The following is a 15,642-nucleotide window of genomic DNA, read 5'->3' as shown; positions in this document are numbered from 1 at the left end:
GAACCCGGAAGCTAAGCCCTCCAGCGCCGATGGTACTGCACTCGGGAGGGTGTGGGAGAGTAGGACACCGCCGGACATTCTTTCGTTGAGGGCCACCCCCGGTTGGGGGTGGCCCTCAACGCGTTTCCGTGTTCCGGCCCGTCAGAACGCGTACCGGACGCGGCAGTACGGCAGTTTCGCGGCGATGAGGTCCGTCAGCGCGGCCACGTACCCACCCTTGCGGCCGGTGCGGTAGCGCACGTTCCAGCCGTCGGTCTGCGACCGCTTGGGCTGCTGGAGGTCCGGCCGCCAGAGCACCTCCTCGGCCCTCGGATGCCAGCCCAGGTTGACCTCGTGCAGCCGGTCGTTGTGGGTCAGGAAGACGACCTCGGCCGCGAGCTGCGCCCTGGCCCGGGGGCCGAGCGCGTCATCGAGCTGGTCGAGCAGCTCCGCCCAGTCGTCGAGCCAGCCGTCGCGGACCACCACCGGGCTGAAGTTGACGTGCACCTCGTAGCCGGCCGCGACGAAGTCGTCGATGGCGGCCATCCGCTCCGCGACCGGGGAGGTCCGGATGTCGAGCAGCTTCGCGTCCCGGGCCGGCATCAGCGAGAACCGGACGCGGGTGCGGCCCCGCGGGTCCCAGTCGAGCAGCTCCCGGTTGACGTGCTTGGTGGCGAAGGTGGCCTTCGCCGTCGGCAGGTCCCGGAAGAGCGTGACCAGGTCCCGGACGTTGTCGGAGATCCTGGCGTCCAGCGAGCAGTCGGAGTTCTCGCCGATGTCGTACACCCAGGCGGTGGGATCGCACTGGTTCGGCTCGGGCTTGACGCCCTGGCGGCCCACGTGGCGGCCGAGGTAGCCGGTGATCCGGTCGATGTTGGCGAAGACCGTCACCGGGTTGCTGTAGCCCTTGCGGCGCGGCACGTAGCAGTAGGCGCAGGCCATCGCGCATCCGTTCGCCGTGGACGGGGCGATGAAGTCGGCCGAGCGGCCGTTCGGGCGGGCGGTGAGGGACTTCTTGACCCCCAGCACGAGCGCCTCGGTCTTGATCCGCACCCACCGGGCCACATTCGTCTCGTCCCCGTACAGCTCCGGGATGCGGGAGTGGCTGGCGACCTCGACGCGCTCCGCGTCGGGGAAGCGGGCCAGCACGGCCTGTCCCCGGGGCAGCGCGGCGGCCTCCGGCTCCACGTAGATCCGCCGGATGTCGAACAGCCGCCGGTGCGGCGCAGCGTCGGTCACGAAACAGGACAACTGCGGACCGATCGGCATTGTTCCCGCCCGCGGGCGCCGTTTCCCGGCAGGGCCGTCGGGTACCCGGCCGCATGCCCGAGGGCCACCTGATCCACCGGTACGCGCACGAGCAGCACGCCGCGCTCGCCGGCCGGGTCATCGCCGCGTCCAGCCCGCAGGGCCGCCTCGACACCCGGCCGTACGACGGCCGGCGGCTGCGCGCCGTGGAGGCGTACGGCAAGCACCTGCTCTACCACGTCGACGGCGCCCCCGGCCTGCACGTCCACCTGGGGATGAGGGGACTGTTCCTGCGCTACGACGACCCGGGCGTCCCGCCGCGCAAGGGCGTGCGGCTGCGCCTGGCCGGCGCCTCCGTCGCGTACGACCTGATCGCCCCGACCCGCTGCGAGCCGCTGCCGGCCGACGGCGAGCGCGCGCTGCGGGCCTCGCTCGGCCCGGACCCGCTGCGGGCCGACGCCGACGGCGACGAGGCCGTGCGGCGGCTGACCGTCGCCCGCACGGCGGTCGGCGCGGCGCTGCTCGACCAGGCGGTGTGGGCGGGGATCGGCAACGCCTGGCGGGCGGAACTGCTCTTCCTCGCCGGGCTCGACCCGGCCGCCCGGAGCGTCGCGCCGGCGACCGCCCACCGGCTGTGGGACCTGGCCGTCCGGCACCTGGCGCTCGGCCGGGACGCCGGCCAGGTGGTCAGCGACCCGGCGGCCCCCGACGAGCGGTGGGTCTACAAGCGGACCACCTGCCGCCGCTGCGGCGCCCCGGTGCGGACGTGGGAGCTGGGCGGCCGCACGGCGTACGCGTGCCCGATCGACCAGCCGGCGGCCTGATCCGCCCGGTAGACGCGCTCGTATGCGCCCGCGCCTGACGAGGATGGCCCCCGCCGCCGGGTCGCCGTTGGATGGAGGCATGACGAACACCAACGACACCGTCCTCGTTCTCGGCGGCACCGGCCGGACCGGCCGCCGCGTCGCCGACCGCCTCGCCGCCCGCGGCGTGCCCGTCCGGCTCGGTTCCCGGTCCGCCACGCCCGCGTTCGACTGGGCGGACCGGGCCACCTGGCCCGAAGCCCTCGCCGGGGTCGGCGCGGTCTACCTGTCGTACCAGCCGGACCTGGCCGTGCCGGGCGCCGTCGAGACCGTGGAGTCGTTCACGCGGCTGGCCGTGGCCAGCGGCGTGCGCCGGGTGGTCCTGCTCTCCGGGCGGGGCGAGCCGGAGGCGCAACAGGCCGAGAAGGCAGTCGGCAACGTCGTGGACGGCGTCGGCGGGCGCTGGACCGTGGTGCGGGCGAGCTGGTTCCACCAGAACTTCAGCGAGGGCCCCTTCGCCGACGGGATCCGGGAGGGGACGCTGTACCTGCCGGTCGGCGACGTGCGGGAGCCGTTCGTCGACGCCGACGACATCGCCGACGTCGCCGTGGCGGCGCTCGTGGCGGACGGGCACGCCGGTGAGGTGTACGAGGTGACCGGCCCCCGGCTGCTGACGTTCGCCGAGGCGGTGGGCGAGATCGCCGCGGCGACCGGCCGCCCGGTCTCGTTGGTCCCCGTCGCCCTGACGGAGTACGTCGACGCGCTGCGCGGGGCCGGCGTCCCCGCCGACGCGGTGTCGCTGCTGACGTACCTGTTCACGGAGGTGCTGGACGGGCGCAACCAGAGCCTGACGGACGGCGTCGCGCGGGCGCTCGGGCGCGCGCCCGCAGACTTCGCGGACTACGCCCGGGCCGCGGCCGCGACGGGCGTCTGGACCGCCTGACGTCTCTTCCGGCGGCTCAGCGGGACAGCGTGTCGGTCCCGGTCGTCGCCGGACGGCCGGTCCGGTCCGGCGCGGTCACGGTGGTCGTCACGCCGGCGGGCTCGCCCGCCCCGCCGACTACGCCGGCCTCATCGCGCCCCGCTGAAGGCGGTCAGGAACCGGTCGCGGAAGGCGTCCATCGGCCAGACCGGCGCGCTTGGATCGGGACGCAGCCCGTCGGTCCAGCCCCAGCCCGAGATCCGGTCGAGCACGGCCGGGTCGCGGGCGACGATGGTGACCGGCACGTCCCGGCCGGCCCCCTCGCCGGTGACGACCGGGGCGGGCTGGTGGTCGCCGAGGAAGACCAGCACCAGGTCGTCGTCGCCGTGCCTCTCCAGATAGGACACGAGGGTGGCCAGCGAGTATCCGACGGCCCGGCGGTAGCCGGCGCGGGCCTGCGACGACGGGTTCTCCACCGTCGCCCGGTGGAAGACGCTGCCGTCACCGACCTGCGCCCAGTCGACCAGCCGGGGGATCCTGGTCCAGGGGGAGTGGCTCGACACGAGCGCGATCTCCGCCATGACCGGCGCCCGATCCGCCCGGTCGCGCTCCAGTCGTTCGAAGGCGGCCAGGGTGTACTGGTCGGGCATCGGGGCGTAGCCGAACCTCGGCCCCCGGTAGCCGAGGCTGCGGCCGTCGTAGAAACGTTCGTAGCCGAAGAAGGCGCCCTCCGGCCACGGCTGGTTGGCGGCCGGCATCACGCCCACCGTGCGCCAGTCGGCCCGCCGGAACGCGCCGCCCAGCGTCAGCCGGTCGCTGGCCAGCAGGCTGCGGTGCCGCTGCTCGTTGTCGATCCACAGCCCGGACAGCAGCGTGGCGTGGGCCAACCAACTGCCGCCGCCGACGGTCGACGAGGTGAGGAAGCCGCTGCGGGCGGCGAAACCGGCCGCGCGCAGCCGGCGGTCCCCGTCGGCGAGCACCGCACCGACGGCCGGGGCGAACTCCGGATCCTCCACCGCGTCGCGCCCGTAGCTCTCCACGAAGGCGACCACCACGTCCTTGCCGCGCAGCCCGGTCAGCAGCCGGTCGCCGGGCACGTCCCGGAAGGGGTCGGCGCCGACCTGGGCGGCGAAGACCTCCCGGTCCCGCAGCCGGGCGCGCACCTGGAGCGCGTGCCCGCCGACCAGGTCGCTGGCGGCCGCGTCCGCGACCGGCACGCCGGGAGCCACCCGCACGCCGAACGCGGCGCCGGCCAGCCACAACACCACCAGCGCCGCGACGGTCCGCCGGGTGGCCGTGGGGTGCCGGACCAGCAGGCCCGTCAACCGCAGCACCGACCCGGTCATCCCGAGGACCAGGGCGGCGAGCAGCAGCACGGCCGCGACGACCGCCGCGGTCGCCCCGGCCCGGCCCACCGAGTCGGCGAGGAAGGCGACGGCGTCGTCGAGCAGGGCCCAGTCGAGCACCAGGTCGAAGGGGCGGCCGAGGGTCGCGAGGAAACCCAGGTCGGCGCCCTTCAGCACCGTCAACAGGCCGAGCAGCGCGCCGGCGAGCGCCGCCACCGGCCGCCGCGCCCGCGCCGGCAGGGCGAGCAGCAGGGCCACGGCGAGCAGCCCTTCCAGGGGGATCCGCGCGAACCCGCCGGGCGTGAGCCGACCGGGCTGGTGCGGGGCGGTCAGGGCGGCCAGCACCAGCAGGGCGGCCAGCGCGGTGGTCGCCCGCGCCACGGCCCGTCGCGCTCCGTCCCGTCCGGGCGTACGCCCCACGGCGGGCCCGGCGGGATCCGGCGGGCGGCGGTCGGTCGCGGCCGGCCGTGGGACGAGCCCGGTCCGCGGTGGCCGTCGGCGGTCAGTCACCGGCGCGGACGAGCTCGGGGCGTACCGGCGGTCGCGCGCCCGCCGGGGCCGGCGGCCCGGATCGCCGGGGCGCGACCGGGCGGGCGGGACGGTGCCGCCACAACCAGCCGACGTCGCGGCCGAACGACTCGGCGAGCAGGGCCAGCGCCACCACCAGCACGAGCACGGTCACCGGCCCCGCCAGCACCCCGGCCGCCGCCACCAGCAGCAGGACCCCCTGCGCCGCCGCGACGATCTTGCGCCAGTACCGGGCGGGCAGCGGCCGGCGCAGCCACGGCAGCGCCCGGCCCGCGGCGACGAAGGCGTACCGCATGGCGCCGAGGAGGAGCACCCAGCCGCCCACGGCCGGCGCGACGTACAGGCCGAGGACGAGGATGAGGAACGCGTCGACCTCCATGTCGAAGCGTGCCCCCAGCGCGCTGGCCGTGCCGGTGCGCCGGGCCACGTGGCCGTCGACCGCGTCGAGCGCCAGCGCCACCGCGGTGAGGCAGACCAGCGCCCCCGCACCGGCGGCCCGGTCGGCGCCGGCCGCGAGCGCGTCCACGGTCAGCGCCGTCACGCCGCCGACGAGCAGGGCCCGGGCCAGCGTCACCCGGTCGGCCGGCCCGAGGACGCGCCCGGGCGCGTGCCCCAGCCCCCGGCTCAACGCCAGGCACAGCACCGCCCCGTACGCGGTCCCGGCGAGCCAGCCCGCCGGCCCGAGGCCGACCGTCCCGGCCAACGCCGCCAGCAGGACAATCTGGACGAACAGCCCGATCGCCGGGCCTTTTCGAACCGTGGGCACCGTGCCTCCGTGTCTGTGATCGACAGCTCTCGACAGGAACTACGGGAAACACCGCCGTCCGGTTCGCTCCGGACGCGGGTGAGGAGGAGCCGGTGACCCGCGAGGCGCGCGCCTTCTGGCTCCGTACGCCGGGCGAGGGCGAGATCCGGTCGGCGCCGCTGCCCGACCCCGGCCCGGGCGAGGTGCTCGTGCGCAGCCGCTACTCCGGCGTCAGCCGCGGCACCGAGACGCTGGTCTTCGCCGGTCGCGTCCCCGTCGACCAGTACGCCGCGATGCGCGCGCCGTTCCAGGAGGGCGACTTCCCCGCGCCGGTGAAGTACGGCTACCTCAGCGTGGGCGTGGTCGAGCAGGGCCCGGCGCACCTGCGCGGCCGGACGGTGTTCTGCCTGCACCCGCACCAGACCGCGTACGTGGTGCCGGCCGAGGCGGTGGTGCCCGTGCCGGAGGCGGTGCCGCCGGCCCGCGCGGTGCTCGCCGGGACCGTGGAGACGGCGGTGAACGCGCTCTGGGACGCCGCGCCCCTGGTGGGCGACCGGGTGAGCGTGGTCGGCGGCGGCATGGTCGGCTGCTGCGTCGCGGCGCTGCTCGCCCGCTTCCCCGGCGTGCGGGTCGAGCTGGTCGACACCGACCCGGCCCGGGCCGCGGTCGCCGCCGCGCTCGGCGTCGGGTTCGCCCCGCCCGAGGACGCGGCCGGCGGGCGGGACCTGGTGGTGCACGCGAGCGCCACCTCCGCCGGCCTGCGCCGGTCGCTGGAGCTGCTCCGTCCCGAGGGCACGGTCGTCGAGCTGAGCTGGTACGGCGACCGCACCGTGGACCTGGCGCTGGGCGGGGTGTTCCACTCCGGACGGTTGACGATCCGCGGCAGCCAGGTGGGCGCCGTCGCGCCGGCCCGGCGGGGCAGCCGCGGCTTCGCCGACCGGCTGGCGCTGGCCCTGGACCTGCTCGCCGACCCCGCCTTCGACGCGCTGGTCACCGGCGGGTCCCCCTTCGCGGAGCTGCCCGACGTGCTCGCCCGGCTGGCCGCGGGCAGCCTGCCCGCGCTGTGCCACCTCATCACCTACGACGAGGAGTGATCCGTGTTCAGCGTCACCGTCCGTGACCACATGATGGTCGCGCACAGCTTCCGGGGCGAGGTGTTCGGCCCGGCGCAGCGCCTGCACGGCGCGACGTTCGTCGTCGACGCCACCTTCCGCCGCGCCGACCTCGACGCCGACGGCGTCGTGGTCGACATCGGACTGGCCACCGAGCAGCTCAGGGCCGTGCTCGGGGAGCTGACCTACCGCAACCTCGACGACGAGCCGGCCTTCGCCGGCGTGAACACCACCACCGAGGTGCTCGCCCGGACCGTCGCCGACCGCCTCGCCGAGCGGGCGCGCGCCGGTGACCTCGGCGCGGGGGCCCGCGCGCTCGCCGGCATCACCGTCACGCTGCACGAGTCGCACGTCGCCTGGGCCAGCTACGAGCGGTCCCTCTGAGGCCGGGGTGGACGTGAACCCGGCGGGCCCCACGACCGCCCGGCGCCGCGTGGCGACCGTGCACGTCGTGCTGCCGAACGACATCGACGACCCGGCCACGCCGAGCGGCGGCAACACCTACGACCGCCGGCTCTGCCGGGGCCTGTCGGCGGCCGGCTGGACGGTCCGCGAGCACGCCGTGCCCGGCGGCTGGCCCCGGCCCGACGCGGTCGCGCGCGCCGGGCTCGCCCGGATGCTCGCGACGCTGCCCGACGGGGCGGTGGTCCTGCTCGACGGGCTGGTCGCCTCGGCCGCACCCGAGGCGCTGACCCCGCAGGCCCGGCGGTTGCGCCTCGTCGTCGTGGTGCACCTGCCGCTGGAGCACGACGCCGAGGGCGCGGCCCTGGCCGCCGCCGTCGCGGTCGTCACCACCAGCGGGTGGACGCGGCGGCGGCTGCTCGACCGGTACGCGCTGCCCGCCGACCGGGTGCACGTCGCCCGGCCCGGCGTCGACCCGGCCCCGGCCGCGCCCGGCACGCCGGCCGGCGGGAACCTGCTCTGCGTCGCCGCGGTCGCCCCGCACAAGGGGCACGACGTGCTGGTCGAGGCCCTGGCGGCGGTCGCCGACGCGCCCTGGGACTGCGTCTGCGTCGGCGCGCTGACCCGGGACCCCGCGTTCGTGGCGCGGCTGCGCCGGCAGGCGGCCGGGTACGGCCTCACCGACCGGGTGCGCCTGGTCGGCCCGCGCACCGGGGCAGCCCTCGACGCCGCGTACGCCGCCGCCGACCTGCTGGTGCTGGCGTCGCGCCGGGAGACGTACGGGATGGTGGTCACCGAGGCCCTCGCGCGCGGAATCCCGGTGCTGGGCACCGCCGCCGGCGGGCTGCCCGAGGCCCTGGGCCGCGCGCCGGACGGCGCGTCGCCGGGCCTGCTGGTGCCGCCCGACGACCCGGCGGCGCTCGCCGGGTCGCTGCGCCGCTGGCTCGACGACCCCGGTCTGCGGGGGCGGCTGCGGCGGGCGGCGCGCGGGCGGCGGGGCACGCTCGACGGCTGGCCGGTCACCGCCACGGTGACGGACGCCGTGCTGGCGGCGGCGATGGCGGCATGACCGTGGACCTGCCGCCGCACTTCGCGCAGTGGCTGACGCTGCGCGAGCCCGCCGACGCGGCGGCGCGCGCCGGGGACCTGGTGGAGCTCGTCCGGCGCCGGCTGGCCGCCGGGGCCGACCCGGCCGCCGGGCCGCTCGTCGTGCACGACCTCGGCGCCGGCACCGGCTCGATGGCCCGCTGGCTGGCCCCGCGCCTGCCCGGCCCGCAGCACTGGATCCTGCACGACCAGGACGCCGACCTGCTGGCCCGTGCGGCCGCCGGGATGCCCGACGCCGTCGACGGCGGCCCGGTCACCGTCGAGACCCGACGCGGCGACCTCACCCGGCTGGCCGCCGCCGACCTGGCCAACGCGTCGCTGGTCACCGCGTCCGCGCTGCTGGACATGCTCACCGCCGACGAGATCGAGCGCCTCGTCGCGGCCTGCGCCGGCGCCGGCCGCCCGGCCCTGCTGGCCCTCTCGGTGACCGGCCGGGTGCGGCTGACCCCGGCCGACCCGTGGGACGCGCGGATCGCCGCCGCGTTCAACGCCCACCAGCGCCGCACGGTCGGCGGGCGCGCCCTGCTCGGACCGGACGCCGTGCACGCCTGCGCGGCGGCGTTCGCCCGCCACGGCGTCGACGTGGTGCTGCGGCCCAGCCCGTGGCGGCTCGGCCCGGAGCAGGCCGCGCTGGCCGGCGAGTGGTTCGCCGGCTGGCTCGACGCGGCCCGCGAGCAGCGGCCCGAGCTGGCCGGCCCCACCCGGGCGTACGCCCGCCGCCGCCGCGCCGAGATCGCCGCCGGCCGGCTCGACGTGCTGGTCGACCACCTCGACCTGCTGGCCGGCGGTGGTTGAACCCGGCGGGCCCCCGGTGCGTGCCTACCGACAGGAACGTCGTCGAGGGAGGGCCGGGGTGGAGGCGACGGTGACCGCGCCGGTGCGGCGGTTCGGGGCGTGGGCGCGCGCGCTCGGTGGCCTGGCAGTGCTGGCCGTCCTGCTGGGCTGGCTGGGCGTCGGCCCGTTCCTCGACGGGCTGCGCCTGATCGACGCCCCGGCGCTGGCCGCCGCGCTCGGCATCGGGGTGCCGACCACCGTGTGCTGCGCCTGGCGGTGGCGCCTGGTCGCCGGGGGACTGGGCGTGCGGCTGCCGTTGCCGACGGCGGTCGCGCACTGCTACCGGGCGGTGTTCCTCAACGCGACGCTCCCCGGCGGCGTGCTGGGCGACGTGCACCGGGCGGTACGGCACGGCCGCGACGTCGGCGACGTCGGCCGGGGCGTGCGCGCGGTGGTCTGGGAGCGTACCGCCGGGCAGGTGGTGCTGGCCGCCGTCGCGGTGGTCGTGCTGGCCGCGTTCCCGTCCCCCGTCCGGCCGTACCTGCCGGCCGCCGCCGCGCTGCTGGCGGCGGCCGGCCTCGGCGGCGTCGTGCTGGCCCGCGCGCTGCCCACCGCCGGGCCGTCGCGGTGGGCGCGGGCGGCGCGCACGGCGGCGGGCGACGTGCGGGCCGGGCTGCTCGGCCGCCGGACCTGGGTGGGCGTGCTCGTGGCGTCCACCGTGGCCGTCGCCGGCCACCTGGCCACGTTCGTGCTGGCCGCGCGCACCGCCGGCTCCACCGCGCCGCTGACCCTGCTGGTGCCGCTGACGCTGCTGGCGCTGCTGGCCATGGGGGTGCCGGCGAACGTCGCCGGCTTCGGTCCCCGCGAGGGCGTGGCCGCGTGGGCGTTCGGCGCCGCCGGCCTGAGCGCCGCCGAGGGCGTGGCCACCGCCACGGTGTACGGGGCCCTGGTGCTCGCCGCGAGTCTTCCCGGCGCCGCCGTCCTGGTGGTCCGCCGTGTCCGCGTGCCCGCCGGCACCGTCTGACGAGGAGCCCGATGTCCGAAACGCCGCCCGCCGCCACGGTACGTACGCAGGTCACGGTGCCGCTGAGGTTCCCCGACGGGTATGCCACCACCGCGCGGGTGTTCTCCTTCCGAGGGCTGGCCGACGGCCGGGAACACCTCGCGTTCGGCCTCGGCGACCGGGCCGGGCCCCTCGGCCGGGGCGCGGCGCGGCCGGCCCTGCCGCTGGTGCGTGCGCACAGCGAGTGCCTGACCGGGGACGTGTTCGGCAGCCAGCGCTGCGACTGCGGCCCGCAACTGCGCGAGGCGGTCGAACGCATCGCCGCCGCCGGTGGCTACCTGCTCTACCTGCGCCAGGAGGGCCGGGGCATCGGCCTGTACGCCAAGCTCGACGCGTACGCGTTGCAGGACGCCGGGCTGGACACCTACGAGGCGAACCTGGCGCTGGGCCACCGGCCCGACGAGCGGGACTACACCGTCGCCGCGCTGGGCGTGGACCGGGTCGCGCTGCTCAGCAACAACCCGGACAAGGCGGCGCAGCTCGGCCGGCTCGGGGTGGCGGTCGCCGCGCGGGTCGCCACCGGGGTGTACCTGTCCCCGGCGAACGCCGGCTACCTGGCGGCGAAGGCCGGCCGCGGCGACCACGCCCTCGACCTCCCGCTCGTCCGTGACTGAGCGCCCGTACGTCCTGCTCAGCTGCGCGACGTCGCTGGACGGCTACCTCGACGACGCCAGCGGGCAGCGGCTGCTGCTGTCCAACGAGGCCGACCTGGACCGGGTCGACGAGGTCCGGGCCGGTTGCGACGCGATCCTGGTGGGTGCGGGCACGGTCCGCCGCGACGACCCGCGCCTGCTGGTCCGCTCCCCGCGGCGGCGCGCCGCCCGTCTCGCGCGCGGCCTGCCCGCCTCGCCGACCAGGGTCACCGTGACCGGCTGCGGGGACCTGGACCCGGCCGCCCGCTTCTTCACCGTCGGCGACGCCGACCGGATCGTCTACTGCGCGACCCCGGCCGTGGAGAAGACCGGGGAGCGCCTCGCCGGCCGGGCCACGGTGGTGGACGCGGGCGATCCGGTGGAGCCGGCGCGGGCGCTGGCCGACCTCGCCGCCCGGGGGGTGGACCGGCTGATGGTGGAGGGCGGGGCGAGCGTGCTCGGGCAGTTCCTCACCGCCGGCCTCGCCGACGAGCTGCACCTGGTGGTGGCCCCGTTCTTCGTCGGCGACCGGCGGGCGCCCCGGTTCGGCGGCGAGGGGCGCTTCCCGTGGCACCCCGGCCGCCGGGCGCGGGTGGCGGAGACCCGCCAGATCGGCGACGTCGTGCTGCTCCGCTACGCGCTGTCGGAACGCTGCGACGCGGGCTGAGCGGGCACGACCCCGAGCGCCCCCGTCCACCCGCCCCGCCGCGGCGGCGCCGTCGCGGCGTGGTGCGGGCGGGGCCACCGGCGGCGGGCGCTGCCCGAGCACCGGCCGACCGGACTGTGCATACTTGCGCGGTTGATGTCGTGCCGGCGGGCGGGCCCCCGGCTGCTGCGCGGGGTGGTTGTGGTGGTCGACAGGACGACGGCGGGGCGTGCCCAGGGGACCGGCGGCGGCGCCGCGACGATGGCCGACCCGGGGCTGCGGCAGTTGCTGGCCGGGCTGACCGCGGTGCGCGACGGCGACTTCGGCACCCGGCTGCCGGAGGACGCCGACGGCCTGCTGGGGGAGATCGCCACCGTCTTCAACGGGATGGTGGACCAGCTGTCGCTGTTCACCTCCGAGGTGACCCGGGTGGCCCGCGAGGTGGGCACCGAGGGGCAGCTCGGCGGGCAGGCCGAGGTGCCCGGGGTGTCGGGCACCTGGAAGGACCTCACCGACTCGGTCAACGCCATGGCCGGCAACCTCACCGACCAGGTCCGCGACATCGCCGAGGTGGCCACGGCGGTGGCGCGGGGCGACCTGTCGCAGAAGATCACCGTCGACGTGCGCGGCGAGATCCTGGAGTTGAAAGTCACCATCAACACGATGGTGGACCAGTTGTCGTCGTTCGCCGACGAGGTGACGCGGGTGGCCCGGGAGGTGGGCAGCGAGGGGCGCCTCGGCGGGCAGGCCGAGGTGCCCGGGGTGGCCGGCACCTGGCGCGACCTCACCGACTCGGTGAACTTCATGGCCGGCAACCTGACCAGCCAGGTGCGCAACATCGCCCAGGTCACCACGGCGGTGGCGCGGGGCGACCTGTCGCAGAAGATCACCGTCGACGCCCGGGGCGAGATCCTGGAGCTCAAGAGCACCATCAACACGATGGTGGACCAGTTGTCGTCGTTCGCCGACGAGGTGACGCGGGTGGCCCGGGAGGTGGGCACCGACGGGCGGCTGGGCGGTCAGGCCCAGGTCAGCGGCGTCGCCGGCACCTGGCGCGACCTGACCGACTCGGTGAACTCGATGGCGGTCAACCTCACCGACCAGGTGCGCAGCATCGCGCAGGTGGCCACGGCGGTGGCGCGGGGCGACCTGTCGCAGAAGATCACGGTCACCGCGCACGGCGAGATCCTGGAGCTGAAGAACACCATCAACACGATGGTGGACCAGTTGTCGTCGTTCGCCGACGAGGTGACCCGGGTGGCCCGGGAGGTGGGCACCGAGGGCCGCCTCGGCGGCCAGGCCGACGTCAAGGGCGTCTCGGGCACCTGGAAGGATCTCACCGAGTCGGTCAACGTCATGGCGGACAACCTCACCGCGCAGGTGCGCAGCATCGCCGAGGTGACCACGGCGGTGGCCAAGGGCGACCTGACCCAGAAGATCCGGGTCGACGCGCGCGGCGAGATCCTGGCGCTGAAGGAGACCATCAACACGATGGTCGACCAGCTCTCCGCGTTCGCCGACGAGGTGACCCGGGTGGCCCGGGAGGTGGGCACCGAGGGCCGGCTCGGCGGCCAGGCGCGGGTGTCCAACGTCGGCGGCACCTGGAAGGACCTGACCGACAACGTCAACGAGATGGCCAACAACCTCACCAACCAGGTGCGCTCGATCGCGCTGGTCGCCACCGCCGTGGCCCAGGGCGACCTGAGCCGGCAGATCACCGTGGAGGCCAAGGGCGAGGTGGCCGTGCTGGCCCAGACCATCAACACGATGGTCGGCACGCTGGGCGCGTTCGCCGACGAGGTGACCCGGGTGGCCCGGGAGGTGGGCACCGAGGGCCGGCTCGGCGGCCAGGCGCGGGTGCCGAACGTGGCCGGCACCTGGAAGGACCTCACCGACAACGTCAACTCGATGGCGAACAACCTCACCGGCCAGGTGCGCAACATCGCCCAGGTCACCACGGCGGTGGCGCAGGGCGACCTGACCAAGAAGATCGACGTCGACGCGCGCGGCGAGATCCTGGAGCTGAAGACCACGATCAACACGATGGTGGACCAGCTCTCCTCGTTCGCGGCGGAGGTGACTCGGGTGGCCCGGGAGGTCGGCAGCGAGGGCCGCCTCGGCGGGCAGGCCGAGGTCGAGGGGGTCTCCGGCACCTGGAAGCGGCTCACCGAGAACGTCAACGAGCTGGCCGGGAACCTCACCCGCCAGGTCCGCGCCATCGCCGAGGTGACCAGCGCGGTCGCCACCGGCGACCTGACCCGCTCCATCACCGTGGACGCCCCCGGCGAGGTCGGCGAGCTGAAGGACAACATCAACTCGATGGTGGAGTCGCTGCGCGAGACCACCCGGACCAACCAGGAACAGGACTGGCTCAAGACCAACCTGGCCCGCATCGCCGGCCTCATGCAGGGCCACCGCGACCTGGACGTGGTCGCCGGCCTGGTGATGAACGAGCTGGCCCCGCTGGTCTCCGCCCAGCTCGGCACGTTCCTGCTGGTGGACGAGAGCGCCGGCGGGACCGGCCTGCGGGTGATCGGCGGGTACGGGCACGACACCAGCGGCCGCCGGTACGCCCTCGGCGACTCCCTCGTCGGGCAGGCCGCGGTGAGCAAGCGGGCGATCGTGGTGGACGCCGTGCCGGCCGACTACGTCACCGTCTCCTCCAGCCTCGGCGCCGCCGCCCCGCTGCACCTGGTGGTGCTGCCGATCCTCTTCGAGGACCAGGTGCTCGGCGTGATCGAGCTGGCCAGCATGAGCCGCTTCACCGAGGTGCAGCGCGACTTCCTCGACCAGTTGACCGAGACCCTGGGCGTCAACGTCAACACCATCGTCGCCAACGCCCGTACCGACGTGCTGCTCACCGAGTCGCAGCGCCTCGCCGCCGAGCTCCAGGCCCGCTCGGAGGAGTTGCAGGCCCGCTCGGAGGAACTCCAGCGCTCCAACGCCGAGCTGGAGGACAAGGCGGCCCTGCTGGCGCGGCAGAACCACGACATCGAGACGAAGAACTCCGAGATCGAGCAGGCCCGCCAGGAGCTGGAGACCCGGGCGCAGCAGCTCGCGCTCGCCTCGAAGTACAAGTCGGAGTTCCTCGCCAACATGAGCCACGAGCTGCGTACGCCGCTGAACTCGCTGCTCATCCTCGCCCAGCTGCTGGCGCAGAACCCGAACCGCAACCTGACCGCCAAGCAGGTCGAGTACGCCACCGTCATCCACTCGGCCGGCACGGACCTGCTCCAGCTCATCAACGACATCCTCGACCTGTCCAAGGTGGAGGCCGGGAAGATGGACATCAACCCGGAGACCTTCGAGCTGGCCGCGCTGCGCGACTACGTCGACGCCACGTTCCGGCCGCTGACCACCCCCCGCGGCCTGGAGCTGGAGATCACCACCGGGCCGGGCGTGCCGACCGAGCTGCACACCGACGAGCAGCGGCTGCGGCAGGTGCTGCGCAACCTGGTCTCCAACGCGGTGAAGTTCACCGAACGGGGGCGGGTGCAGCTGCGCATCGAGCGGGCCGCGCCGAGCGAGCTGCCCGACGGCTTCGCCCAGACGGACGCCGTCCTCGCGTTCCGGGTGATCGACACCGGCATCGGCATCGCCGAGCAGCACCTGACCGCGATCTTCGACGCCTTCCAGCAGGCCGACGGCACCACCAGCCGGCGGTACGGGGGCACCGGCCTCGGGCTCTCCATCAGCCGGGAGATCGCCCACCTGCTCGGCGGCCGGATCAAGGCGCACAGCGTGCTCGGCCAGGGCAGCACGTTCACCCTCTACCTGCCGGTCGGCGCGGTGCCGACGCCGGCGGGCGCGGAGGCCGTCACGGACGGCGGGGCGTCGCCGTGGTCGCCCCCGGCCGCGCTGCCGCCGGCCGTCGCCCTCCAGCCGGGCGAGCCCCGCCGGATGCTGGTGCTGGAGCGCCACGACAAGGGGCTGCTGACGCTGCTCGCCCAGGGGGTGGCGGCGGACCTCGGCGAGGCGCACCCGCCGGTGGAGGTCTCCACGGCGGTGGACGTGGCCTCGGCGCTGGAGACGCTCGCCGGCGGGCGGCACCACGTCCTGGTGCTTCAGCTCGACCTGCCCGACGACGGCGGGACGACGCTGCTCAGGGCGCTGCACGACGACCCGGCGCTGCGCGGGGTGCCCGTGCTGGCGTACCACGGGCACCCGCTGGCGGCCGGCCAGCAGGCCCTGCTCCAGGCGCTGTCCCACGAGCGGCCGCTGGAGGTCCTGCGCAGCCTGGACGACCTGCGCGAGCGGATCGCCCTGCACCTGACGGCGGTGACCCCCGAGCGGGTGCTGCCGTTCGCGCCGGTGCTGCCCGACGTCCGGCCGGCC

Annotated in this window: 11 protein-coding genes, 1 rRNA gene and 1 pseudogene; 11 read left to right on the top strand and 2 right to left on the bottom strand. The window is 75.9% G+C overall.

What is annotated here, in order from left to right; translation table 11 throughout:
* A 5S ribosomal RNA gene (rrf, locus tag ACSNOB_RS28805) occupies positions 1–76 on the top strand; the annotation flags it as partial.
* A gap of 65 nt (positions 77–141) precedes the next feature.
* On the opposite strand, the gene ACSNOB_RS28800 is transcribed toward rrf, so the two are convergent.
* Positions 142–1,218 (bottom strand): spore photoproduct lyase family protein, encoded by a 1,077-nt coding sequence (locus ACSNOB_RS28800; protein ID WP_436690180.1) that lies wholly within the window; start codon positions 1,216–1,218, stop codon positions 142–144.
* 83 nt (positions 1,219–1,301) lie between these two features.
* On the opposite strand from ACSNOB_RS28800, the gene ACSNOB_RS28795 reads away from it, so the two are divergent.
* Complete coding sequence (locus ACSNOB_RS28795; protein WP_436690178.1) at positions 1,302–2,051, top strand: Fpg/Nei family DNA glycosylase; 750 nt, start codon at positions 1,302–1,304, stop codon at positions 2,049–2,051.
* A gap of 79 nt (positions 2,052–2,130) precedes the next feature.
* Positions 2,131–2,973 (top strand): NmrA family transcriptional regulator, encoded by an 843-nt coding sequence (locus ACSNOB_RS28790; RefSeq protein WP_436690176.1) that lies wholly within the window; start codon positions 2,131–2,133, stop codon positions 2,971–2,973.
* A 128-nt stretch (positions 2,974–3,101) separates the two neighbouring features.
* On the opposite strand, the pseudogene ACSNOB_RS28785 reads toward ACSNOB_RS28790, so the two are convergent.
* A pseudogene (locus ACSNOB_RS28785) lies at positions 3,102–5,592 on the bottom strand (CDP-alcohol phosphatidyltransferase family protein).
* A gap of 92 nt (positions 5,593–5,684) precedes the next feature.
* Here ACSNOB_RS28785 and ACSNOB_RS28780 point away from each other — a divergent pair.
* The 8 genes from ACSNOB_RS28780 to ACSNOB_RS28745 all read left to right on the top strand — a co-directional run.
* Positions 5,685–6,665, top strand: coding sequence for a dehydrogenase (locus tag ACSNOB_RS28780; protein WP_436690174.1), 981 nt, complete (start codon positions 5,685–5,687; stop codon positions 6,663–6,665).
* Positions 6,666–6,668: 3 nt separating this feature from the next.
* On the top strand, positions 6,669–7,067 hold the full coding sequence (locus ACSNOB_RS28775) for a 6-pyruvoyl trahydropterin synthase family protein (protein ID WP_436690172.1): 399 nt from the start codon (positions 6,669–6,671) through the stop codon (positions 7,065–7,067).
* Between the two features lie 49 nt (positions 7,068–7,116).
* Positions 7,117–8,154 carry a glycosyltransferase family 4 protein gene (locus tag ACSNOB_RS28770; protein WP_436690170.1) on the top strand — a complete coding sequence of 346 codons (1,038 nt, stop codon included), beginning with the start codon at positions 7,117–7,119 and terminating at the stop codon, positions 8,152–8,154.
* Complete coding sequence (locus ACSNOB_RS28765; RefSeq protein ID WP_436690168.1) at positions 8,151–8,987, top strand: methyltransferase domain-containing protein; 837 nt, start codon at positions 8,151–8,153, stop codon at positions 8,985–8,987. Before ACSNOB_RS28770 ends, ACSNOB_RS28765 begins: the two co-directional genes overlap by 4 nt.
* Positions 8,988–9,045: 58 nt before the next feature.
* On the top strand, positions 9,046–9,990 hold the full coding sequence (locus tag ACSNOB_RS28760; protein ID WP_436690166.1) for a lysylphosphatidylglycerol synthase transmembrane domain-containing protein: 945 nt from the start codon (positions 9,046–9,048) through the stop codon (positions 9,988–9,990).
* Between the two features lie 11 nt (positions 9,991–10,001).
* A complete protein-coding gene (locus tag ACSNOB_RS28755; protein ID WP_436690164.1) occupies positions 10,002–10,643 on the top strand; it encodes a GTP cyclohydrolase II in 642 nt (213 codons plus the stop codon).
* A complete protein-coding gene (locus ACSNOB_RS28750) occupies positions 10,636–11,328 on the top strand; it encodes a RibD family protein (protein ID WP_436690162.1) in 693 nt (230 codons plus the stop codon). The genes ACSNOB_RS28755 and ACSNOB_RS28750 overlap by 8 nt, the downstream gene beginning before the upstream one ends.
* 240 nt (positions 11,329–11,568) lie before the next feature.
* Positions 11,569–15,642, top strand: a 4,074-nt coding sequence (locus ACSNOB_RS28745; protein ID WP_436690182.1) for a HAMP domain-containing protein, incomplete at its 3' end; no start/stop codon positions are given.

The sequence above is a fragment of the Micromonospora sp. URMC 106 genome, from assembly GCF_051386395.1.
Classification (GTDB): domain Bacteria; phylum Actinomycetota; class Actinomycetes; order Mycobacteriales; family Micromonosporaceae; genus Micromonospora.
This window is presented reverse-complemented; position numbering and strand designations above follow the sequence as displayed.